Genomic DNA, 21,830 nt, shown 5'->3' on the forward strand with positions numbered 1-21,830 from the left:
TCTATATTCAAGGGAAGTATCCCTCTCTCGATCATGAAAGTCGCCAAGGTTCTGACAAAATGGATCGTCTATGCGCTATTGAGCCTCGTTGCCCTGCTGGGAGTTGGGGTCATAATGCTTAACGTATACAAACAGGAGATTCTGGCGAAAATCAACGCCAAACTTCAGGAAACAGTTGAAGGCGAAGTCAAGATCGGTGACTATCATGTCACCATGCTACACGCATTTCCTCACCTGTCCATTACCCTGAACGACATCTACCTTCACGGTCCCCAGTACGCACATTTTCATAAACCCTTCCTCACAGCAAAACGCCTGCATCTGAACATTGTGTCTCACAGGCTTTTCATCAAGGATATCGACATAAGTTCCGTTGATATCGAGGATGGTGAAATCTTCGTATTCCGGACCCGCGCAGGCTACACAAATACCGACGTATTTAAGGCGCGTAAGAACAGAACTTATGAAAGCCAGCGCGAACCCGCAGTTATCGACCTGCATAAGATTAATCTCAACAATATAAAGCTTGTATTCCACGACTCCCTCAAGTTGAAACATCTGGGTGTTGATTTCAGAAGAACGGAAAACGATATCAGCTCTGCCAATGGATCGACTCAACTTCATACCAGAGGTAACCTGACCTTTCATGGTCTGATGCTTAATGCAGAAAAGGGAAGCTTCTTAAGAGACATCGATGCACTCACCGAATTAAATATTGAAATAGACTCAACACTTTCCCACATCACAGTTCATCCGTCAAAGGTCATTTTTGACAAGGCTGCAGTTGATTTGAAAGGGAATTTTAATCTTCGCGAACAACGGAAATTTGATCTCTCGATAAGTTCAGACAACGTCGACCATCAGGAGGCTCTTCATATCGTGCATGACACACTGGCAAGCAAAATCAATCGCTTCAATATCAATGGACCGATCAGAATCAATGTGGAAGTGAAGGGCGTTATGCAGGCCGGCATCAAACCAGCTGTCGATGTCCTGTTCACTCTCCGGAATACCCAGGTCTCGTTCGGAAAGCTTAATGCGAACCATGTTGATCTTCATGGTACTTTCAATAATCACATCAATAAAGATGTTCCGAATGATGAGAACAACGCGCGCCTTCATTTCGAAAAGTTCAAGGGCATCGTTGACAATATTCCAGTAGAAGCTTCAGTCACTCTAACTGACATGAAAGATCCTCATCTTGACTTAAAGGCAGTGTTTGACACGCCACTACGGAACCTCAATGAGAATTTTGACTCCACTACCCTGCAATTCAGAAAGGGCCACTTCCGCTCTGCCTTTTCCTATTCGGGGAAACTAAGCGAATACATGGACGAAAACATTACAGAATATCATGGAAAGCTAACGGGTCAGGCAACGATAACCGATGGTGCTTTTAACTACCGGAAGAGGAACTATCGTGTAAGTAATGTTAATGCAGTATTTGACTTTACCGAAAACGTGTTTGCCATCAAGGCACTAAACCTGACGGTCAATAGTAATGATCTTTCGATTACCGGCGACATTTCCGACTTCATTCCATTCTTCATTCAACCCAAGGGAAATGCCAAATTGAAGCTGGCGATAGTCTCTCCAAAAATTGATATAACCGGTTTCTCAAAGCCCCGGATTGTTGTCAGCAAACAGCGGGCAAAGGCAAAAATTCAGAAGTCAAAAGAAAAGATGGTTGACATCGTGGATCGTCTCAACGAGCAACTGGATCTTGATGTCACTTTCAATATTGGCCAGTTCATCAACAGAAACTTTAAGGCATCACAACTAAAGGGACAACTGTTGCTTGCCAATAATCAATTTCTACTTAAGGATCTGTCAATGAATTTTGGAGGTGGTCACGTCGCGCTGAACACGCACATTCGGGAAGTCGATAAGAAGATCAGTCCGATTTCCATTCGTGCAAAGGCGAAAGACATCGCACTTAAGGATTTCTTCAATGGATTTAACAACTTCAATCAGAAAACATTCACACAGGAGAACATTGATGGGACGTTAACCCTTGATATAGATCTTAGCTCTGCAATTAATGAAAAACTTGATTTGCAAATGAGTATGCTTCAGGGAAAAGCGGACTTCAGCATCTATAAAATGCGGTTAACTGATTTTGAACCGATGCAACGTCTTAGTAATTTTTTGATGAAGGGGCGTGACTTTTCAGACGTGTCATTCAACGACATAAAGTCCAGCGTAGGGATGCAAAATACGAAGATGGTTGTGTCCCGCATGGAAGTTGAATCGACAGTGATCAGCATGTTTATAGAAGGCGTTTACGATCTTGGCGACAGTACGGATCTCGCCGTCCAGGTTCCGCTCAGTAATCTAAAGAAACGGGATCAGGACATTCCTCCTGAGAACATCGGTACCGACTCGCGCGTTGGGCCAAGTGTTTTCCTTCGGGTAAGGACAGGCAAGGATGGGAAAACGGCCATCTCTTATGATCCGTTTAAAAAATTCCGCAAGAACAAAAAGAACAAGAAGGACAATGCAGTGTGATGGCATGATAACGTAATACTTAATTTACGTTCGTATCATTTTGCTACATGGAATTTAAGGTTCATTTCGCGAGCTTTATGCCAAACATCGTCCATGGATACCAGAAGAGAATTCTTGAAGAAGGCAGCTATGCTCGGCGCCGGAGCAGGCCTTACCTCAGCACTGCCGGCGTCAATCGCCAAAGCGCTGTCCATTAACCCTGCCGTTGGCACAACCTTTCTGGATGCCGAACACGTGGTGATCTTAATGCAGGAGAACCGTTCGTTCGATCATTGCTATGGTACACTTCAGGGTGTCAGGGGTTTTAACGACCCACGGGCATTGAGGCTAGCCAATCAACTACCCGTGTGGTATCAAACAAACGAGGCCCACGAAACATTTGGTCCGTTCAGACTTAACATTAAAGATACTAATGCAACCTGGATGGGATCTCTCCCCCATTCATGGACTGATCAGGTTGATGCGTTGAACAAAGGACGAATGGATCAATGGCTTATTGCTAAGAAATCAGGAAACAAAGCCTATCGTCACATGCCCCTCACCATGGGACACTATACGCGTGAGGACATACCATTCTATTATTCGCTTGCGGATGCCTTTACTGTTTGTGATCAGCACTTCTGCTCATCGTTGACGGGCACAACTCCAAATCGCCTTTATCTCTGGAGCGGTACCATAAGGGAGAAACCCTCTTCAGATGCTTACGCTAACGTAAGGAATGAAAATGTTGACTATGACAAGCTTGCTCACTGGACAACTTTTCCTGAGCGTTTGGAAGCTGCCGGCGTTTCTTGGAAGATTTACCAGAACGAATTGAGCGTCGGTGTTGGCCTTGAAGGCGAAGAAGACGCATGGCTTTCAAACTTTACAGACAATCCGATTGAATGGTTTGAGCAGTATCACGTAAAGTTTCACAAGGCTTATCGCGATTCACTGCCTGCACAAATTGCCCGGCTTACAGAAGAAAGGAAGGCGCTCGAGTCAAAGCAAAATTCATCGGGGGCAAACGACTCCGACAAGAAGAAACTGCAATCTGTCATCGAAGAGCTTCAGACACTTGAAAGTGACCTTAAGAATTTTACAGAAGAGAACTACAAAAAGCTTTCAGCGCTCCATCGTTCAATTCATGAGAAGGCGTTTACTACAAATCGAAATGATCCTAAATATCACAAACTGGCAAGCATTCAGTATGATGATGCCGGTACATCACGGGAAGTTCAGGTTCCTGCTGGTGACACGCTCCATCAATTTCGCGACGATGTTAAGAACAATCGTCTGCCGGCCGTATCGTGGCTGGTAGCTCCTGAAAACTTTTCCGATCACCCGGGAGCTCCGTGGTATGGAGCCTGGTACGTGTCGGAAGTTATGGACATACTCACAAAGAATCCTGAAGTTTGGAGAAAGACCATCTTCATACTGACGTACGATGAGAACGATGGGTACTTTGATCATGTGCCACCGTTCACGCCTGTAAATCCTTTGCGCACTCATGGAGGAAAGATGTCGTCAAACATTGAGCGCGATACAGAATTTGTCACGCGCCAGCAGGACATGAAGAAAAAGGACGAGGCACACAGCAGAGAAAGTTCAATAGGTCTCGGATATCGGGTGCCTATGGTAATTGCGTCGCCCTGGAGCCGCGGGGGAAACGTATGCTCGCAGGTATTTGATCATACTTCGGTAGTTCAGTTCCTCGAAATTTTTACGAGTCATAAATCGAAGAAGGCGATCCGGGAAACTAACATCACCAACTGGCGACGTACAGTGTGTGGCAACCTGGTATCAGCATTTCAGCCTTATCAGGGAGAGGAAGTAAAGTTACCCATACGACTCGATCGCGATGAATTCGTGGAAGGAATTCACAGTGCTCAGTTCAAAAATGTACCGGGTGGATATCGTGCGTTGGGTGAAGAAGAGCTCAAGCGACTTGCTGCCAATGAAACGTCATCTTTATCGCTGCAGGAAAAAGGGACGCGCACATCCTGTCCGCTACCGTATGAGCTATACGCAACCGGCGCACTTTCCCGTGACCGGAAGACCTTTGAAATCTCTTTGCTGGCAGGAAAGAATCAGTTCGGAGCCAACTCTGCCGGAGCGCCCTTTCATGTATATGCCCCGGCACCTTATCAGGACGAAGGCTCAGCCCAGACTGGCAACGTGAACTGGCAATACGCCGTCTCGCCAGGTGACAAACTCATTGATCAGTGGCCACTTGCAAACTTTGAAGGACAGCGCTATGAACTGCAGGTGTACGGCCCAAATGGATTCTTCCGGCAATTTGCAGGCGACGCGACTGATCCAAAGATCAACGTTGCTTGCATGAATGAGTTGAAAAACAAGAAACCAACTGGTAACGTGGTTTTGCAAATAACAAATAGCGAGGCGAGCAAGGTATCAGTTGTGATCAGGGATCACTCTTATGGCCAGCAAGAGCAGAAGCAGGATATCGGCCCCGGTAAAACAGGCGAGGTGGTATTAAGCCTTGCGAGCAGCCATCACTGGTATGATTGCACCGTGACGGTCGACGGGCATGAGAAATTCTCCCAACGATTCAGTGGTAAAGTAGAAGACGGAATGCCAGGAAAGACGGATCCGGCCATGGCCGGATGACCATAGCGACCTCATTTTTACCGTTCTTCACAACCTTCTAACGTTTGCTACGTTAGAGCGAGCATTCCCTGCTCACATGAAATCAATTCCAGTCATTGACTTCAACGAGTTTGCCCAATTCGTTGTACAGAGAGAAACGATTGATGGTACTACCCAGGTGGTCTATGATCACCCTGATTTTGGTCGCTGGGAACAGCGCACATTTGATGTCGGAATGGGTCGCATCACTGAACAACGTGCAGAGCTGCAACGTCCTGTTGCGGTGAGAATAAAAGACGAAAGCTTGTCGAGGCATGTTCATCACTGCATGTCTATTGGCGGAACATTGGGCACGAGCTTCGAAGCTGGAGTAGATGCCGAACTGTCTCCTTCTACCTATCACTTTCTTCGGGTAAAAGGCAGTAACTACATGCTTTCACTCGGCGAGAGATTTCATAACATCCATATAGAAATATCAAACCAATACTACCTGGATCTTCTGAGCGACAGTGAACCCTGGTCTATGAAGTTAAAGGAACAGCTCGTTGGAGGAGACTTTTGCGTCGCTGGCGCTTATTCATTAACTCCGGCAATGATCAAAAACATCTATGAAATTTTTAACACGCCCATGAGCGGCCTGATAAAACGAATGATCATAGAGGCAAAGATCCTTGAACTGATCGCTCTTCAATGGGGAACGTCAATCAGCTCACCGGAGAAAAGCAAAAACTGCAAGTCCACGGTACTCTTTGAAGTTAAAACATTTCTTGATGAGACGTTCCTTCAGGAGCACTCTCTCCGAAAGATCTGTATGCGTTTTGGTATTAACGAATTTGCTTTGAAGAATGGTTTTAAGAACCAGTTCGGCACTACTGTTTTTGACTACCTTATCTCACGCCGTCTGGATCATGCACGTGAGTTATTGTCACAACCGAGCTACTCAATCCAGCAAGTGAGCGCGCTGGTCGGCTATAAGTACGCCAACCATTTTGCCACGGCCTTCAAGAATCGTTTTGGGAAAACACCACGCTCTTTCGCTAACCGTGTGGAGGCATAGGCCCGCCTAAACTTGTGCACAGGGATTCGTAACAAGTATTTATCTTTCGGGATATTACTGCGAACACTGTGAAGATTCTTATCATCGACGACGAACCTCTCGACTTGTTTATTGCCAGGACGGTTCTTCAAGGCGAATTTGAAGTAGAGGGATTTACCTCCCTGAAAGACTGTCTCATATGGGCACAAAACAATGACTTCGACGCCGTGTTAATTGATTACTACCTTGACACAGATCTGCACGCAACCGATGTTCTGGAGGCTTTACAGAAACTAAAATCCGGCACCATCAAGAATGCCTTTGTTCTCTCCAGTTTTGTAGACAGCACTCAACTGAAAAAGTTGAAAGACTTCGGCTTCGATGGCGTGATTAACAAACCGATATCACTTGCTGTTATTCGCGCGAGGCTCGGCGTTGTTCAGTAGTAAACACTTCTCAAGGGGAAATACGACCTCCGGTCGAGATAATTGCGACGGCTCTCTTGGATTGCCTGCATAATGTCTTAACTTTCGTTTACTTTTTAAGCTTAGTCGTTTTTTAACTTTTTCAACTGATGCATTTCAACTCCATCGCAGGGCGTATCAGCGCCGTAGTAGTTCTATCATTCATCGCCAGCTTCACATTCGCACAGGGACAATTTGCCGGCTCAATGAAAGCTATGGTTAATCAGAGCTATCGCAATACGCGGACTATTCCTGACCTTGAAGGCTTTGATTTTCAGGAAGGAAGTCTGGTGTCTACGGTAAATGATTCCAAAGCGATGCTTGTTGACGTCTTCAATAAAGGAAATACGTCGATTGTATTCTTCAGCGTAATGGAAGATACAACGGCGCATAAGTACACTATCATGGACGTTGTAGAAGTTAAAGACATTCAGCCAGGCTGGGAAGTACGCACTGGTTTCTGCCGTCAACGCGGTATTGGAAGCGCAGATATTGTGGCCGTTGTCAAGACCTCTAACCAGGCTTACCTCAAGACGGTGCGCGAAGCATGGCGCTTCAATCGTGATAAGCGCAAGTTTTATCCGGTAAATGCCAAGGAAGTAGATTGCCAGCAGGGCTGGTAGCCAGTTCTTCGGACTCTTGTTCCTTCTATAGCAGCCAACATCCCAAATTCACTGCTATATTTGACTGAGTAATTTTCTATGCTTGGCTTTATATCATGGGATGTTGATCCTGTCCTCATTGCTCTCCAAATCTCCGGTCACGATTGGTCGCTGCGGTACTACGGAGTTCTGTTCGCCATCGGATTTATCCTTTCTCAGCAAGTCTTGTATTACATCTTCACGAAAGATGGAATACAAAGACAATCTGTCGACACGCTGACAATTTATGTAGTTGCCGGGGCAATCGTCGGGGCACGACTCGGGCATTACCTGTTTTATGAATGGCCGTTGCTGGTTCAGTCTCCCGGCGACTGGGCACTTGAAATGATTACGCCGCCATTTGCCGGACTGGCCAGTCATGGAGGAACAATCATGATGCTCCTGGCAGTATACCTGTACACAAGAAAGTATCAGGAGCAATCCTATCTGTGGCTGCTGGACCGTTTGGCTATAGTGGTGGGTATTGGAGGCTGCATGATACGACTTGGCAATCTTTTCAATTCCGAGATCTACGGCACACCCACTGCGCTGCCCTGGGGTTTTATCTTTCTTCGGGAAACTGACCCGCGTTTACTGCCTCTGGTTCCACGTCATCCCACACAGCTGTACGAAGCATTCTTTTGCATAGCTCTTTTTCTGATCACATTTTATATGTGGAAGCAACGAAGGCACACTCTTCCTGACGGAGTGATCACAGGTACACTCATGATCCTGCTGTTCTCATTTCGCTTCCTCGTGGAGTTCTTTAAGAACAATCAGGTAGAATTTGAGAATGAGTATCTGATCAACATGGGGCAGTTGCTAAGTCTGCCCGTGGTGCTGGCTGGTGTGATCATACTGATCTACGCATTCCGACGGCGCGCCAATCCGCAAGTGCTTGGGTGATCTCTTGATTACTTTTTCAGCGCGTCCCACAGTATCTCTACCGGATGAAGGGCTTTCCTTCCTGTACCATCTTTGATCTGGTGGCGACAGCTGGTTCCTGGTGCGGCGATTAACACCTCGTCGGGTTGCTTCCTTACAAGAGGGAACAAAACCAATTCTCCGATCTTCATCGATATTTCGAAGTGTTCTCGTTCGTATCCAAATGAGCCAGCCATGCCGCAGCAGCCAGATTGGATCAGGTGAACCTCATGCTTGCCGAGGTGGGTAAGGATCTTTTTTGTTGGCGTAAGTGATGAAAGCGCCTTCTGCTGGCAGTGGCCATGGAGCTTGATAACTTGTTTCCTGCTCTCGAATCTGTTCGGTTCAATATTACCGGCATCTAATTCTGAAGCAAGAAACTCCTCTATCATAAACGTGTGACGGGCAATAGAACGCGCCTGTTCTTTTTCGCTTCCGCGAAGCAGATCCGGATACTCATCCCGAAAACTCAGGATCGCAGACGGCTCGACTCCGATGAGAGGCGTATCAGCGGAAACAAGCTCATAAAACGTCTTCACATTTCGTCTGGCAATTTCACGCGCCTCCTCCAGCAAACCCTTAGACAGGTAGCTTCTCCCCGACTCGTCATGGGCAACGACTTTGATGCCGTAGCCCAACTCATCCAATAGCCTTACCGTGGTAATACCGATCTCCGCCTCATTATAACTGAGCAACTCATCAACGAACAGGTAAACTGTTTTGACAGGCCGAGTGGTCTTAGGTTTAAACTTCTTATTGAACCAATCATGCCAGGTAATCTCCGATAATTTTGGCATGCTTCTGCCAGATGCAAAACCCACAACTCTTTTCACAAGGTTGCCAGTAATCTGATTACTGAACAACAGTTTATAACCCCAGGGCAAGGCGTGTGCAAGTTTCATCATCGCCGAAAAGCGACCTATCATCCGTGTTCTCAGCGGCACGCCCCTTGTTTTGTAGTACTGATATTGCCACTCCTGTTTCAGTTTGCCGACATCGACATTGGAGGGACACTCTGATTTACACCCCTTACAGCTTAAACAGAGATCCATTACTTCCTTGATCTCCTCTCTGGCAAATGGATTTGCTTCCGGATTCCTGCCAATCATTTCCCTCAACATATTGGCACGGGCACGCGTCGTTTCCTTCTCGTTGCGTGTAGCCATATAGCTGGGGCACATCGTGCCCCCACTCATCTCCGTCTTCCGGCAATCGCCCGACCCGTTGCATTGCTCTGCAGCGCGTACGATCCCCTGCGTATCTGAAAAGTCCAGTATAGTATCGTAGTGTGGCGTTGACTGATCGTGCTCATACCGAAGAAAGGTATCCATCGGCGGAGTCTGAACAATCTTTCCAGGATTAAACAAATTGTTCGGGTCCCACTCGCGCTTTAGTTCCTGAATAAGGCGATAGTTATGTTCGCCAATCATCTGAGGAATAAACTCACCGCGCAGGCGACCGTCGCCGTGTTCGCCCGAGAGCGAACCATTGTACTTCTTTACCAAAGTGGCAGTTTCTTCTGCCATCACACGGAACAACCTGACTCCATCCTTTTTCTTTAGATCGATAATTGGCCTGAGATGGAGTTCGCCGGAACCGGCATGAGCGTAGTGAACGCTATACAGGCTATTCTTTTTCAGGAGCTCATTCATGTCGGCGATATACGCCGGGAGGTCCGTCACATCGACCGCTGTGTCCTCTATAACGGGCACGGGCTTTTCATCACCAGGCACGTTTGACAATAGCCCCAGCCCTGCCTTACGAAGGTTCCAAACCTTCTTTATGTCGTCTCCTTTAACGATCGGATATGAGTAGCCAAGTCCCCCGGCCTTTAGTTCTTCGATCAATTTTTGAGTGTCCTGTTTGAGAGCATCCTCGGAGGAGCGCGTTAACTCCGCCACCAGAATAGCCATAGGATCGCCCTCGATGAAAAAGCGATTCTCCTGCTGGCCGCGATTACGCTTCGTAGCTTCAAACACATAGTGATCCATTAATTCGACCGCCGATGGATCGTGCTTTACAGCAACAAGATTAGCGTGCAACGACTCGTCTATGCTTTTGCAATGAATGCATACCAGCGCCTTATGTTGTGCCGGAAGCGGTGTGAGTCTGATTTTGGCACTGAGTATAAAGGCGAGCGTTCCCTCTGAACCAGCAATCAGGCTGCAGAAGTTGAAGTCCGGTCCTTCAGCATTGAATGGTCTCATGCGCGCAAGCATGTCGATTGCATAGCCCGTATTTCGACGAACTATGGTCGGCTTGGGGAACCCATCGCGAATCTGTTTCTGATTCTCTGAATCGCTGAGCATTTGTGCAATGTGCCGGTAAACCTGTCCTTCGAGTCCCGGAGATTGCTGATGATCATTGAACGCCTGCGTGTTTAACGTTCCAAACTTCACCCGACGACCATCCGCCATGAGCGCGTCTACCTCAAGCAAATGCTCACGAACGCTTCCGTAGACAATTGAATTGGATCCGCAGCTGTTGTTTCCAATCATGCCACCGATCATTGCCCGGTTAGCCGTAGACGTCTCAGGGGCAAAGAAGTGACCTGTTGGCTTCAGTATCTGATTGAGGTCGTCCCGAACGATTCCAGGTTCAACTATGGCCCATCCTTCGGCGGCGTTGACTTCTATTACCTTGTTAAAGTATTTGGACACATCGACGACGATACCAGCACCGACGACCTGTCCGGCCAGAGAAGTACCGGCAGTTCTTGGGATAAGTGATGTTTTATTTTGCTGAGCAAATCGTATCAGGGATTCTATGTCACGTGCAGACCGCGGCATGCATACAGCCACCGGCATCTCGCGATAGGCAGAGGCGTCAGTGGCATACAGCCGGCGGGTTGTTTCATCAGTGAAAAACTCACCTTCAAACTCTTTCAAAAGGGGGCCAAAATTCATGCGGCAAAACTAATTAAAAACCAGACGCTGCAGCAGGTACTGATGTCCTCCAAATTTGCCGTTTATGAAAAGGCTTCGTGCATTGTTTCCGAATACGATATTTTAGGGCCGAATTCACATTTTATGGCCCCGCTCAATCGTCGCTCAGCGTCCGGAAGTATCAAGGTTGTCATGCTGATATTGTTGGCATCGTGCACAAGACCTGCCAGCAAGGACCGGGTATGGTCGGTATATAAGGCTGACCCTCAAAGTAGTAGCTACGCCGATCTAAATTCAATCAACAAACAGAACGTTAAGAATCTTGAAGTGGCATGGACTTTTCATCCTGATGACGCCCGGAATAACAGAATCGGCAACAGCGAGTGCAATCCGATAGTTGTAGACGGAACGATGTATGTGACCTCAGCCCGCCACCGCTTATATGCTGTTAATGCAAATAGCGGAGAGCTGCTTTGGTCGCACGATGCCTTTGAAGGCGGTGAAGGCGGCGGTATCTACCGGGGCGTTACCTATTGGGAAGACGGAGACGAAAAGCGCATCCTTTATACCGCCGGAGATCAATTGTACGCTCTTGAGGCAGCAACCGGCAAACTGATATCAACCTTTGGTGCCCGTGGCAAGGTAAACCTGAATGTCGGGCTTCGCGGCGATTCTTCCATTATTTCAGTGAAGCCAACTTCGCCTGGTATCATCTACAAAGATCTGATCATAATGGGTGCAGAGGTATCTGAGCTTTATGGCGCAGAACCAGGATACATTCGGGCGTATGATGTGCGCAGCGGAAAGCTAGCATGGACGTTTCATACCATCCCCCACCCTGGTGAGCCAGGTTATGATACATGGCCAAAAGATGCCTGGAAATATGTAGGAGGAGTCAATGACTGGTCAGGTATGAGCATTGATCTGGACAGAGGCCTTGTGTTCCTGGCCCTGGGCTCGCCGTCGTACGACTTTTATGGGGCCGACCGGCATGGTCAAAATCTCTTTGGGAATTCCATCGTGGCTCTCGATGCCGCTTCAGGTCAATATCGCTGGCATTTTCAAACTGTTCATCACGACCTCTGGGACTATGACCTGCCCGCTCCTCCGAATCTCGTGACCATCGAGCGCGATGGAAAGAAGATTGATGCCGTGGCGCAAACTACAAAAACCGGGTTCCTGTTTGTTCTCGAGCGTGAGACGGGAAAACCTATTTTTCCTGTTGAAGAGCGACCAGTCCCTCCTTCCCACATTCCTGGTGAGAAGGCGTGGGCAACACAACCGTTTCCCCTGCAACCTCTGCCCTATGCGCGACAGAATATGACAGAGGAAGATCTCACAAACTATTCTCCTGCTGCGCATGATTCACTGGTGAAACGGTTTCGGTCTCTTCGTTACGAAGGCATGTTTACGCCCCCCGATACAAAGGGTACGTTAATGATTCCCGGCACCCGAGGCGGTTCTAACTGGGGAGGCGCCGCCTTTGACAAAGAAACCGGGCTGCTGTATATAAAATCTAATGACTCACCGGAGATTGATGTATTGCAGCGCGTGGAGAAATCGGAAAATGATAAAGCCGCCTCGCCATACTTCCGGGGCAAAGCAATCTTCAATACCTACTGTGCAACCTGTCATGGTAAAGACCGTCGTGGCGATCCGCCAAATTATCCTTCGCTTGTTGATCTAGCCTCCAGAATGCCTGCCGATGTTGCACGGACAATTGTTGAAAAAGGAAAAAGCAGAATGCCTGCCTTTGGAGGCATACTCAATGCGCGCGTTGAAGACGTGATCGCCTTCCTGTATGAAAACAAGGGAAGATCGTCACAAAAGGAGGCCGATATTTTTGAAATTCACACCAACATGGAAGGTCAGTCCGGCACTGTTAACGACACGGCTACTGTATATCTGAACATCACACCCTTTTCGCACTTCAACGACATCGATGGACATCCCGCTATCAAGCCACCGTGGGGCGCACTGAATGCAATCAACCTGAACACAGGTGAGTACGCCTGGAAGAAAGTGATCGGAAATATTCCCGAGTGGCAGCAGGATTCAACGACCATCACCGGTGCCGAAGGATATGGCGGTCCTATCGTTACATCGGGGGGATTGGTCTTCATAGCCGGGACACGCGATAAGATGTTCCGGGCTTTCGACAAAGACAATGGGGAGCTGTTGTGGGAAACCAGGCTTCCGGCTGTAGGCAATGCAACGCCCTGCACGTATTGGAGTGGTGGACGTCAGTTTGTCGCCCTTTCAGTAACCGGAACTGAGGATCACCCAGGTGGATATGTGATCAGTTACGCTTTGCCCGAAGCAAAATAAGTCAGGCCAGCGGAGTAGCCAGTTTTATCAGACTCCATATTACGATGACACCAAGTACTGCAAAAGCGGAGATTTTTAGTAGTACACGTCCATCGCGTTCACTCTTGCGCCATTGAACATCATCGATTTTTTGAGCGACATATCCGACTTTCTCTGCGTTGTTCATCATGAACCATCCCTTGTTGGTGAGGGAAACAATGTCCTCGTCCTCCTTTAGGGCCCTATCGCGTATCAAAAAGTCAATGTGTCGCTCTACCACTGTCCAATCTCCATCGATGTTTGAGTAGAAACTGTCAGAGCGCATTTTTTCCCTGGTGATGGACTTATGGCCATCAAACTTACGTAGAATATTATCGCAGATCAGGTTGTTGATACCGTCACGTGCCATCGATCAGTGTCTGGGGTTAAGAATCAATGGTAATAGCAATCTAATTTAACGATTAGGTGCAAGGCCGATGCTGCAGATGCGCCACTGAGGCGTTGTTATCGGTAACCGTCCGTATTGGACGTTATCCGGATGCCCGTATGAGAAATAAGTCCGATCAAAAAGTCCTTCCAAGGTTACCTTTTGTTGAAAAACGCATAGAGATAAAAAATCTGACCCCTATGGATTTCCGTGCCGTTAAAATCATCCTTGCGTTGTTCCTGCTGATTGCATTTGCAACACCCATATTCAGATTGTCGGCATCTATGCCCAGAAAAGCTAAAGATGCATTCCCTATGGCGTTGGCTGACTCAGAAGTCAGGACCGATAGCACTGCCTCAACGCCATTCAGGTTAATTGAAAACAGTGATCATTGAGCGGCCAGCCAACTTGCTGTGTCCTGAAAGTGTCCTGAAAAGCGATCACGTTGAGGTAGGTTACCTCAACGGGCGCCCTTCACCTTCATCTTTACCGTATAGACTGACTTTGAAGCAGTAACGAATAATGTCTTCAGGTCCTTTCCTCCAAAGCAGACATTCGCCGTCCAGGGCTCGTCGATATCAATGTGATCGATTTGTTTGCCCTGAGGATCAAATACCGTTACGCCCTTTCCCGTAAGATACAGGTTGCCATTCGAGTCGAGGGTCATTCCGTCTGAACCCATTTCTGTAAACAATTTGCGCTCTCCCAGTTTGCCATCTCCCTGAATCTCGAATACAAAAGTTTTCCTTCCACGGATGTCGGCCACGAACAACTTCTTTCCATCAGGAGAGCCGACAATTCCATTGGGCTGCATAAAGTCGGTGGCTGCAACGGTTACATTCTTACCGTCAGGACTCAAGTAGTATACATCCTGCTTTTCAATTTCCTGCTCCGTGCGTGTCCAGTAATCGCGCTTGTAGAAAGGATCCGTGAAGTACACGCCTCCTTTCGGATCAATCCAAAGATCGTTGGGGCCGTTAAACTTCTTACCCTGAAAATCCGACAGCACTACTGTATGCTGCTTGTCTTTGCTGATTTTCCAAAGCTCATTGTTTGCGTCAGCACAGCTCCAGATGTTTCCTGCTTTGTCGATATAAAGACCATTTGATCGCCCCGCCCCATCCATGAATGTTTCGATCTTTCCGTTGGTGGACCACTTAAGTATTTTGTCATTGGGCTGGTCGGTGAAGTAAACGTTTCCCTTTGAGTCAACGGCCGGCCCCTCGGTGAAAGCATAACCTGTTCCCGCTCTAACCGCTACCGCACCCTTTGCGACGACTGCACTCTCTGCCTTTACCTGTCCATAGGTTTGTCCATGAACTATAAATCCCAAAAGCATTGCCACTGCGTATTTTAAGTTCGAAGACAATTCAAATCGAAAAGGTAAAGTCAAAGTAGTCATATAAAGAGTTATAAAGTTTTACGCACCAATAAAACGAATATAGACCGCCGGACACTATCTACGCAACCATGCATGGAAAAGTCTACACACTTGGAGATCAAAAGCGGGTTGCGGTTAAAAAGAAGAACTATATTTATTGTCAAACATAAACGAACGATAATGAAAAAATTTCTTCTCACCGGTTTCCTGGCAATGGCACTTCTGTCGATGTCAAGCATGAAATCAAAGGACAATCCTGCCGAGGGGTGGGTAACCATTTTTGATGGCAAGTCACTTAACAACTGGAAAGTCGGCGAGCATGCGGAAACGTTCACCGTGAAGGACGGGTCTATCGCTGTCTTTGGCGAACGGGCACATCTGTTCTATGAGGGGCCTGTGGGAAATCACAACTTCAAGAACTTTGAGTTCAAGGCACAGGTCATGACTACACCAGGATCCAATTCCGGCATATTCGTACACACTGATTTTCAGGCTGACGGATGGCCTTCAAAGGGTTACGAGATTCAGGTCAATAACACACACACTGACTGGCGCAAGACAGGGAGTGTTTATGCATTGCAGGATGTGAAGGTTGCTCCCGCCAACGACAACGAATGGTTCACGGAGCATATCATTATAGTTGGTGATAAGGTTACCGTGAAAGTGAACGATAAGATCATCAACGAATACACTGAGAAAGATCCAGCCAGAATTCGCACCGGCACTGTTGCATTGCAGGGGCACGATCCCAAAAGCAAGGTGTTCTACAAGGACATTCAGGTGAAGATCCTTCCTGATTAATTCAGGTCCTCTGGCGAAACGGCAAACCCATCAACTTATAATCATCTAACGGTTACGTTGGTGAGACCCTTTCCAGTCAGCCAGTATCCACAAGGTTGAAAGCCCGCCCTGACAAGAGTGGCCTTTGAGATCAGGTTAGAAACACGACACCGGGCGACCGGCGTGCGACCTATCTCATAGGCCATTTTTTTTAGCTCCTGAACCACCATTGTCCCGTAGCCATTGCGCCGGTGGGCTTCCGGAACATCCATATAAACGTCGGCATATGGTGGGTTGTAGTTCAACATAAGCCCGCCGCTGGCAACAATCACACCTTGCTTTTGAAGTTCAAGCTTGTGTTCGCGCATTGAGTCAGTCGCCTCAGAACAATCAACCACTTTCAAGTCTTCGAGAGACCAATCAGTTTTGTTTGCGTCCTGATATACGATTGACTCGACGCTGATGTTAACAGCGTTCTCGAAAAATAGCCGGGATGTATTTGGATCGTTGGTCTGGCATTCAAGTGTAGTTGCTCCTGAGCTGCGGATCAATTCGCGCATAAAAAACGTGTCATGCCGGCGGTATTCGGGCAGCAGGTAGTATTCAAAAATAGTATCGCGATCTTTTCGTTCGTTGATTCCCCAGACACAGCCGTATCCGACCTTCTCGCCGTTGATGGCAAAAAAGTAATCGTCTGACCATCCGTACAAGTGGCACTTGTCGTGTATGAACTGTGCGTTCAATTCATTCAGAAACAACGCACGCATGCTCTGAATCTCGAACAGTTCGCATCTTGATACCGTCATTAACATGCGTATGAATCTAATTTCTTATCGGTAAATTTCAGAGATGTGGCTGTGACATTCTTAACCGCTCTACTCGTTCGCCACCTTACCCTCCTGTTCAAGTACCGAAACACCAAAGTGATCGACTATTCTGTTATAAGCTTCAGCGGCTGCACCATTGCCCCAGTCGTATATGGTGAATTCACCGATACCTAATCCTTCGGCATTTGTTTCTCCGCCATGGCCATAGTTCTCCATCATGAACCCATAGTCTTTTTCATTAAAAAAAGGATATACCTTTTCCCATTGTGCTTTTGTTTCGGGATTCTCAGGACAATACATCATTACAAAAGAAGCTTTCAATGCTGCAACACCGCGATCAACATATTCCCGGTTATGAAGTTCACGTCCGTAACGGATTAACAGCTCGGCAAAGAGGCACTGACGTGAATCATTCCATTCACCGTCGCCATTCATAACTCCAAAGCCGCCAAGCGCTCTGATCGGTATGAAAGGAGGTTGCCAGGTGGCCTGATACATCAGTAGCTCATCAAGCACTCGTTGCCCGACTTTTATATAAGATGAATCATTCGTCTCCTCATACATATTGAGCAGAGCTTCGGATGTCCAGTACATCGACAGCGTGTTTTGCTTAAAGGCATTGTTGCGTGCTATCTTTTTTCCGACGAGACTATCCAGCACGCGACTGCATGACCAGTATGTTTCAAAGTCTTCCCATTGATGTTCAGGAACTACGTGCTCAACTATTGCATCCATGCATTTCCTGGCGGCTGCCAGGTATCGGCCGTCGTCTGTGACCTGGTACATCTTCAACAGGAAGGTAACAGACATAGATGATTCCGGCGACTGCTCAAGAAATGGCAATACAGACAGGTCGCGTTGATCGAGCCATGCCGGAAAGAATCCGACGCTGTCCTGTAATGTGATCAGGCGGTCCGCATAACGCCTGGCATAGGCGACAAGGCGCGGGTCGTGCTCGAGCTCAGTATGCCACTGCAACATAAGCCAGGCCGTCCAGCTCATGTCGAGAATGTGATAAGGGGCGTCCTTTGCAGACCCCCAGCTTTTGGACGGATTGCGATTGGAATTCCCGAAGTACAACGTAGACCAACCCTTTGACCTGGACACCTTCTCACCGTTAACTTCAACCTGTTCCATTTCGGTTCCGGCTACCGAGGGAAACAGTCCTTTTGACTGAGGAAACGCTAATGCAAGTTCCTTTGTCATCAGGGCCTTCTTTCGCCATTCTTCGTTGTTTGTCCTGCGGGCATACCGGTAAAGGCCAGAGGCGGATCTCAACGAACTAAACCAGGCCTGGTTCCAGACCGATCGGAATTCTCTTTCATTCACAGTTCCCGGATAGTTCGGACTTTGAGTAATATTCACGATAAATACCGGGGCCCCTACACGCCGGCCCTTAACAGAGAACTCCTGCCAAACTTGTTTGTCCCAAGATTTAAATGCCCACTGATAGGCGTGTTCAACATAGGGCTTCAGATCGCCAGGCACAGGCTGCCCCTGTCGCGACAATGGACTGAACCATTTTGTGTACATAAATTCCAGAGGCGAACGCCATGGATCGGCAATCTCCTCTGTTTGATTCGATGTGATCAGATAGAAGCCAAAGTGAAAAGTTCCAGGTCCGATCTTCTGCCCTGAAGCCCTGCGAAATAGTACGTGTTCTTTTACCTGACTCAGACTAATGCCTAAAGTCAGCGTGTTCGCATTAGCATCGAGGTCCATGTACCATTGCGGTTGCCCGCTCTGCCCAACAATGTCGAGATCGGGAATAACACACAGATAGTGTGACGAATCGGTAACAATCATAGCAGGCGCACGGAACACATGCTGTGCTATTATGTGATCTGAAGTAGGTGTGAGATGAGGTGCCCAATAAAAAGACGGTTTGAAAGAGGGATGCAGAGTGATGTGCCAGTCATCAAGCGCCAGCGTGTCTTTGAGGTCAACTGTTACCGACACTTTACGGATACCGTTTTGAACGGGCTCTATCTTGAATTCAGGCTGCAGGGAGCCAAACTTTGTCATGTTGGTTTCGACAACGAATTCAGGAACAGTCAGGTCTGGGATTTCACTCTTCGCATTATCGGATGAGTGATTCCGACAACCGAGGATGCCGGCAAAAAGGAGGTAGAATAATGTTGTTGAAAGGAAGCGCACTGGCAGGATTTTTAGGAACAGTCAATTTTGGAATTTTTCAGCTACCCTGACAACAAAATTGGATAGTTTGTGAATACCGTTTCGTTGCCAGTAAACCGTTTTTCGTTGGTAGCACTACACAAAATTCAGCGTAGTTCGTTAACTTTAGTATATCGACTGTCGGTTCATAAGCCCCGCTCCTATGAAAAAATCGCTGATCGTTTTAGTTGCCTTCTGTGCCTGCGGAAGCTTATCGGCTCAAACTTCAGAAGAGTTCATGGTGCGCACCGGTCAAGAGGCGTCGGAAGTCATTCCTCGCGTGAAGCATTTTTATTACCCAACATTCCAGCAGGGCCAGGTGTTCTACCCACAGGGGAAGCGTTCAGACGTGATGCTGCTTAATTACAACACGCTGCTGGAGGTCATGCAGTACATTGATCAGAACGGGGACACGTTGTACATTCCTGAAGAGAGCAACATATTCCGGTATATCCGGATTGGCAAGGACCTCTTCTATCACCATTTCAGGGACGGATACTTCAATCTCCAGACACGCGAGGACAACTACAATCTGGCCACGCGCACCCGGTGGAAAATTGAGCGCCGTGACATCATGGTTTACAACGGATATGGCATGGCAACCGTGTCGCCTGGATCAACGGTTTCCACTCGACGTGTGGGAGAGAGTGTTGTCAACAATGAAGACATGGCGTATCGCACACAAACTGAATTTTACATCGTTGGGCCCCGGGATGCGGTTTTTCATGCAACACGCGCCGGAGTATTGAAAGCATTCAGCGAATATAAGAGCGAGATTCTTGAATATTTGCGCGATCACCAAACCAACTTCGAAGACCCTGAATCGTTGAGGGACCTTGTGCAATACAGCAACACTCTCGTCGCTGCACAAAACAGTTCAGCAACTTATAAGCCCAGCGGCAATTGATGGCCTTCGTCCATCGCCCCTTTTGCAGTATCAAGGTTTGACAAAGTAACACCAACAAGACGGACGCGTTTCTCGTCGAGATCCATCGTATTTACAATCTGACGAACTACTTCCTTTATCGTGTCTTCGTCATTGAATAATTCGTCCGAAGATTTTGCGCGTGTGATCACTTTGAAATCATTAAACTTGATTTTCACTGTGACCGTCTTGCCAGTTATGTTCTTCCTGCCCGCCCTGTCTGCCACCACTGCTGACATTCGGTTCAATTCCTCAATAATCTCATCAGTCGTTCTCAGGTCAACATCAAATGTATCTTCAGCGCCAATTGACTTCGCCTCGCGATAGGGAATTACAGGTCGTTCATCGATGCCCCTAACTATATTAAAAAAGAACGTACCTGACTTTCCAAAATGACGCTTGAGCTGATCGAGTGAAAGTTTCTTCAGATCGCTGCCTGTAAAAAGGCCGAGGCGTTTCATCTTCGAAGCCGTAACTTTTCCAACACCAAAGAATTTCTCGACCGGCAGCGATTCCATGAACGACTCTACCTTTGAAGGGCCGATAAAAGTGAGACCATCTGGCTTATTCATGTCGGAAGCAATCTTCGCTACAAATTTGCTCACGGAAACACCAGCAGATGCAGTGAGTTGCAGCTCGATCCGAATGGCGTCCTTGATGAGTCGCGCAATATCGAGGGCTGATCCGAGGCCGAGCTTATCTTCTGATACATCAAGATAGGCTTCATCAAGCGACAAGGGTTCCACGAGGTCTGTGAATCGGTGAAAGATCTCACGTACGTGAAGCGAAACACTTTTGTACACTTCGAATCGGGGACGAACAAAAATGAGATTCGGGCATCTTTCTTTTGCCTGTCTCGACGGCATCGCTGACCGAACGCCAAACTTTCGGGCCTCGTAACTTGCCGTAGCGACAACACCTCCCCTTCCAGTAGGCATGCCTCCAACGGCAATCGGTTTGTTCCTGTATTCAGGATTGTCGCGCTGTTCAACAGAGGCGTAAAAAGCATCCATGTCAATATGAATAATCTTGCGCCGTTTTGACATTTGACTTCTTTCTAAACCATCATCTGCCTCAAGCATAACTTTCCCCCTGGATGCACTGCCAATTTATTACCTTATCCATCAAATGCGAATCAATAGTTCAATCTAACCAACAATGATATGAAGCAGATGTTGCTCGGTCTCATGCTGTTGCCAATTGTCAGCCACGCGCAACTTCCCAGCCCTGACAAGGTTGAGGCCGGCAGTGGCCCTATTTCCATTCAGCCGATTACTCATGGAAGTCTAGTGCTCACCTGGAACAATGTGACAATCTATATTGACCCCTATGGCGGAGGGCAATTGTATAATGGCATTGCCCGGCCCGATCTGATATTGATTACTGACATTCATGGGGATCATCTTAATCCCGAGACTTTATCGGCAATTGATGTGGATCACGCGGCAATCGTCGCGCCTCAGGCCGTTGTCGACCAGCTCGCTCCGAACCTCAAAGACAAGGCGACGGTTCTTGCTAATGGCTCTTCAATCAGCAAGTCGGGAATCGACATTCAGGCAATTCCCATGTACAATATTCCTGACGACAAAGATGCCCGACATTCAAAGGGACGTGGCAATGGCTATGTTCTCACGCTGGGAGGAAAGCGTATTTATATTTCCGGCGACACAGAAGATATTCCCGAAATGCGAGGGCTCAAAAATATTGATGTGGCGTTTGTGTGCATGAATCTGCCTTACACAATGGATATCAATCAGGCGGCGAGTGCAGTTCTTGAATTCAAACCCAAAATAGTTTATCCATATCATTACCGGGGTCAGGGAGGACTGGCTGATGTAGAAGGATTCAAAAAGCTGGTGAACAAGGGAAGCAAGTCTATTGACGTGCGCCTGAGAAACTGGTATAGTGGCGGCTAAAAAGAGAACTACCCTTATATCCTTCTTCGAGAGGGCGCAAAGGGT

Annotated in this window: 17 protein-coding genes; 11 read left to right on the forward strand and 6 right to left on the reverse strand. The window is 47.6% G+C overall.

Features of this window, described 5'->3' with window-relative positions; all coding sequences use genetic code 11:
- Nucleotides 1–33: 33 nt before the first annotated feature.
- From WBG78_RS18380 to lgt, 6 genes are all read left to right on the forward strand, one after another.
- Complete coding sequence (locus WBG78_RS18380) at nt 34–2,508, forward strand: AsmA family protein (RefSeq protein WP_337327928.1); 2,475 nt, start codon at nt 34–36, stop codon at nt 2,506–2,508.
- Nucleotides 2,509–2,601: 93 nt separating this feature from the next.
- Nucleotides 2,602–5,118, forward strand: a complete 2,517-nt coding sequence (locus WBG78_RS18385; protein WP_337327929.1) for a phosphocholine-specific phospholipase C — start codon at nt 2,602–2,604, stop codon at nt 5,116–5,118.
- Between the two features lie 76 nt (nt 5,119–5,194).
- Nucleotides 5,195–6,154, forward strand: a complete 960-nt coding sequence (locus tag WBG78_RS18390; protein ID WP_337327930.1) for a helix-turn-helix transcriptional regulator — start codon at nt 5,195–5,197, stop codon at nt 6,152–6,154.
- Nucleotides 6,155–6,222: 68 nt separating this feature from the next.
- On the forward strand, nt 6,223–6,579 hold the full coding sequence (locus tag WBG78_RS18395; RefSeq protein WP_337327931.1) for a response regulator: 357 nt from the start codon (nt 6,223–6,225) through the stop codon (nt 6,577–6,579).
- Between the two features lie 128 nt (nt 6,580–6,707).
- Nucleotides 6,708–7,220, forward strand: a complete 513-nt coding sequence (locus tag WBG78_RS18400; RefSeq protein ID WP_337327932.1) for a hypothetical protein — start codon at nt 6,708–6,710, stop codon at nt 7,218–7,220.
- 78 nt (nt 7,221–7,298) lie between these two features.
- Nucleotides 7,299–8,144 (forward strand): prolipoprotein diacylglyceryl transferase, encoded by an 846-nt coding sequence (gene lgt / locus WBG78_RS18405; RefSeq protein WP_337327933.1) that lies wholly within the window; start codon nt 7,299–7,301, stop codon nt 8,142–8,144.
- 8 nt (nt 8,145–8,152) lie between these two features.
- Here the strand turns inward: lgt and WBG78_RS18410 are convergent, their stop codons facing one another.
- Entirely contained in the window at nt 8,153–11,068 is a 2,916-nt protein-coding gene (locus tag WBG78_RS18410) for an FAD-binding and (Fe-S)-binding domain-containing protein (RefSeq protein WP_337327934.1), read from the reverse strand.
- 123 nt (nt 11,069–11,191) lie between these two features.
- Here WBG78_RS18410 and WBG78_RS18415 point away from each other — a divergent pair, with 123 nt between their 5' ends.
- Nucleotides 11,192–13,375: an outer membrane protein assembly factor BamB family protein gene (locus tag WBG78_RS18415; protein WP_337327935.1), complete on the forward strand. Its 2,184-nt coding sequence runs from the start codon at nt 11,192–11,194 to the stop codon at nt 13,373–13,375.
- A 1-nt stretch (nt 13,376) separates the two neighbouring features.
- Here the strand turns inward: WBG78_RS18415 and WBG78_RS18420 are convergent, their stop codons facing one another.
- Complete coding sequence (locus WBG78_RS18420) at nt 13,377–13,763, reverse strand: hypothetical protein (RefSeq protein WP_337327936.1); 387 nt, start codon at nt 13,761–13,763, stop codon at nt 13,377–13,379.
- Nucleotides 13,764–13,981: 218 nt separating this feature from the next.
- Between WBG78_RS18420 and WBG78_RS18425 the strand changes: the two genes are divergently transcribed.
- Nucleotides 13,982–14,176 carry a hypothetical protein gene (locus tag WBG78_RS18425; protein ID WP_337327937.1) on the forward strand — a complete coding sequence of 65 codons (195 nt, stop codon included), beginning with the start codon at nt 13,982–13,984 and terminating at the stop codon, nt 14,174–14,176.
- A gap of 65 nt (nt 14,177–14,241) precedes the next feature.
- Here the strand turns inward: WBG78_RS18425 and WBG78_RS18430 are convergent, their stop codons facing one another.
- A complete protein-coding gene (locus WBG78_RS18430) occupies nt 14,242–15,120 on the reverse strand; it encodes an SMP-30/gluconolactonase/LRE family protein (protein ID WP_337327938.1) in 879 nt (292 codons plus the stop codon).
- Nucleotides 15,121–15,342: 222 nt separating this feature from the next.
- On the opposite strand from WBG78_RS18430, the gene WBG78_RS18435 reads away from it, so the two are divergent.
- A complete protein-coding gene (locus WBG78_RS18435) occupies nt 15,343–15,963 on the forward strand; it encodes a 3-keto-disaccharide hydrolase (RefSeq protein WP_337327939.1) in 621 nt (206 codons plus the stop codon).
- 41 nt (nt 15,964–16,004) lie between these two features.
- On the opposite strand, the gene WBG78_RS18440 is transcribed toward WBG78_RS18435, so the two are convergent.
- Both WBG78_RS18440 and WBG78_RS18445 read right to left on the reverse strand, forming a co-directional pair.
- On the reverse strand, nt 16,005–16,748 hold the full coding sequence (locus WBG78_RS18440; RefSeq protein WP_337327940.1) for a GNAT family N-acetyltransferase: 744 nt from the start codon (nt 16,746–16,748) through the stop codon (nt 16,005–16,007).
- Nucleotides 16,749–16,817: 69 nt separating this feature from the next.
- Nucleotides 16,818–18,926: a hypothetical protein gene (locus tag WBG78_RS18445; protein ID WP_337327941.1), complete on the reverse strand. Its 2,109-nt coding sequence runs from the start codon at nt 18,924–18,926 to the stop codon at nt 16,818–16,820.
- 181 nt (nt 18,927–19,107) lie between these two features.
- Between WBG78_RS18445 and WBG78_RS18450 the strand changes: the two genes are divergently transcribed.
- Nucleotides 19,108–19,851 (forward strand): hypothetical protein, encoded by a 744-nt coding sequence (locus WBG78_RS18450; protein ID WP_337327942.1) that lies wholly within the window; start codon nt 19,108–19,110, stop codon nt 19,849–19,851.
- Here the strand turns inward: WBG78_RS18450 and dinB are convergent.
- Nucleotides 19,830–20,915, reverse strand: a complete 1,086-nt coding sequence (dinB, locus tag WBG78_RS18455; protein WP_337327943.1) for a DNA polymerase IV — start codon at nt 20,913–20,915, stop codon at nt 19,830–19,832. The genes WBG78_RS18450 and dinB overlap by 22 nt on opposite strands.
- Before the next feature lie 117 nt (nt 20,916–21,032).
- Between dinB and WBG78_RS18460 the strand changes: the two genes are divergently transcribed.
- Entirely contained in the window at nt 21,033–21,785 is a 753-nt protein-coding gene (locus WBG78_RS18460; protein ID WP_337327944.1) for an MBL fold metallo-hydrolase, read from the forward strand.
- The last annotated feature ends 45 nt before the right edge of the window (nt 21,786–21,830 follow it).

It is taken from the genome of Chryseolinea sp. T2 (genome assembly GCF_037203685.1).
Lineage (GTDB): Bacteria > Bacteroidota > Bacteroidia > Cytophagales > Cyclobacteriaceae > Chryseolinea.

Coding starts and splice junctions, on each gene's coding strand:
- WBG78_RS18390 (WP_337327930.1), top strand. CDS start 5,195: ATGAAATCAATTCCAGTCATTGACTTCAACGAGTTTGCCCAATTCGTT.
- WBG78_RS18435 (WP_337327939.1), top strand. CDS start 15,343: ATGAAAAAATTTCTTCTCACCGGTTTCCTGGCAATGGCACTTCTGTCG.
- WBG78_RS18415 (WP_337327935.1), top strand. CDS start 11,192: ATGGCCCCGCTCAATCGTCGCTCAGCGTCCGGAAGTATCAAGGTTGTC.
- WBG78_RS18460 (WP_337327944.1), top strand. CDS start 21,033: ATGAAGCAGATGTTGCTCGGTCTCATGCTGTTGCCAATTGTCAGCCAC.
- WBG78_RS18380 (WP_337327928.1), top strand. CDS start 34: ATGAAAGTCGCCAAGGTTCTGACAAAATGGATCGTCTATGCGCTATTG.
- WBG78_RS18440 (WP_337327940.1), bottom strand. CDS start 16,748: ATGACGGTATCAAGATGCGAACTGTTCGAGATTCAGAGCATGCGTGCG.
- WBG78_RS18425 (WP_337327937.1), top strand. CDS start 13,982: ATGGATTTCCGTGCCGTTAAAATCATCCTTGCGTTGTTCCTGCTGATT.
- lgt (WP_337327933.1), top strand. CDS start 7,299: ATGCTTGGCTTTATATCATGGGATGTTGATCCTGTCCTCATTGCTCTC.
- WBG78_RS18400 (WP_337327932.1), top strand. CDS start 6,708: ATGCATTTCAACTCCATCGCAGGGCGTATCAGCGCCGTAGTAGTTCTA.
- dinB (WP_337327943.1), bottom strand. CDS start 20,915: ATGTCAAAACGGCGCAAGATTATTCATATTGACATGGATGCTTTTTAC.
- WBG78_RS18385 (WP_337327929.1), top strand. CDS start 2,602: ATGGATACCAGAAGAGAATTCTTGAAGAAGGCAGCTATGCTCGGCGCC.
- WBG78_RS18450 (WP_337327942.1), top strand. CDS start 19,108: ATGAAAAAATCGCTGATCGTTTTAGTTGCCTTCTGTGCCTGCGGAAGC.
- WBG78_RS18430 (WP_337327938.1), bottom strand. CDS start 15,120: ATGCTTTTGGGATTTATAGTTCATGGACAAACCTATGGACAGGTAAAG.
- WBG78_RS18410 (WP_337327934.1), bottom strand. CDS start 11,068: ATGAATTTTGGCCCCCTTTTGAAAGAGTTTGAAGGTGAGTTTTTCACT.
- WBG78_RS18420 (WP_337327936.1), bottom strand. CDS start 13,763: ATGGCACGTGACGGTATCAACAACCTGATCTGCGATAATATTCTACGT.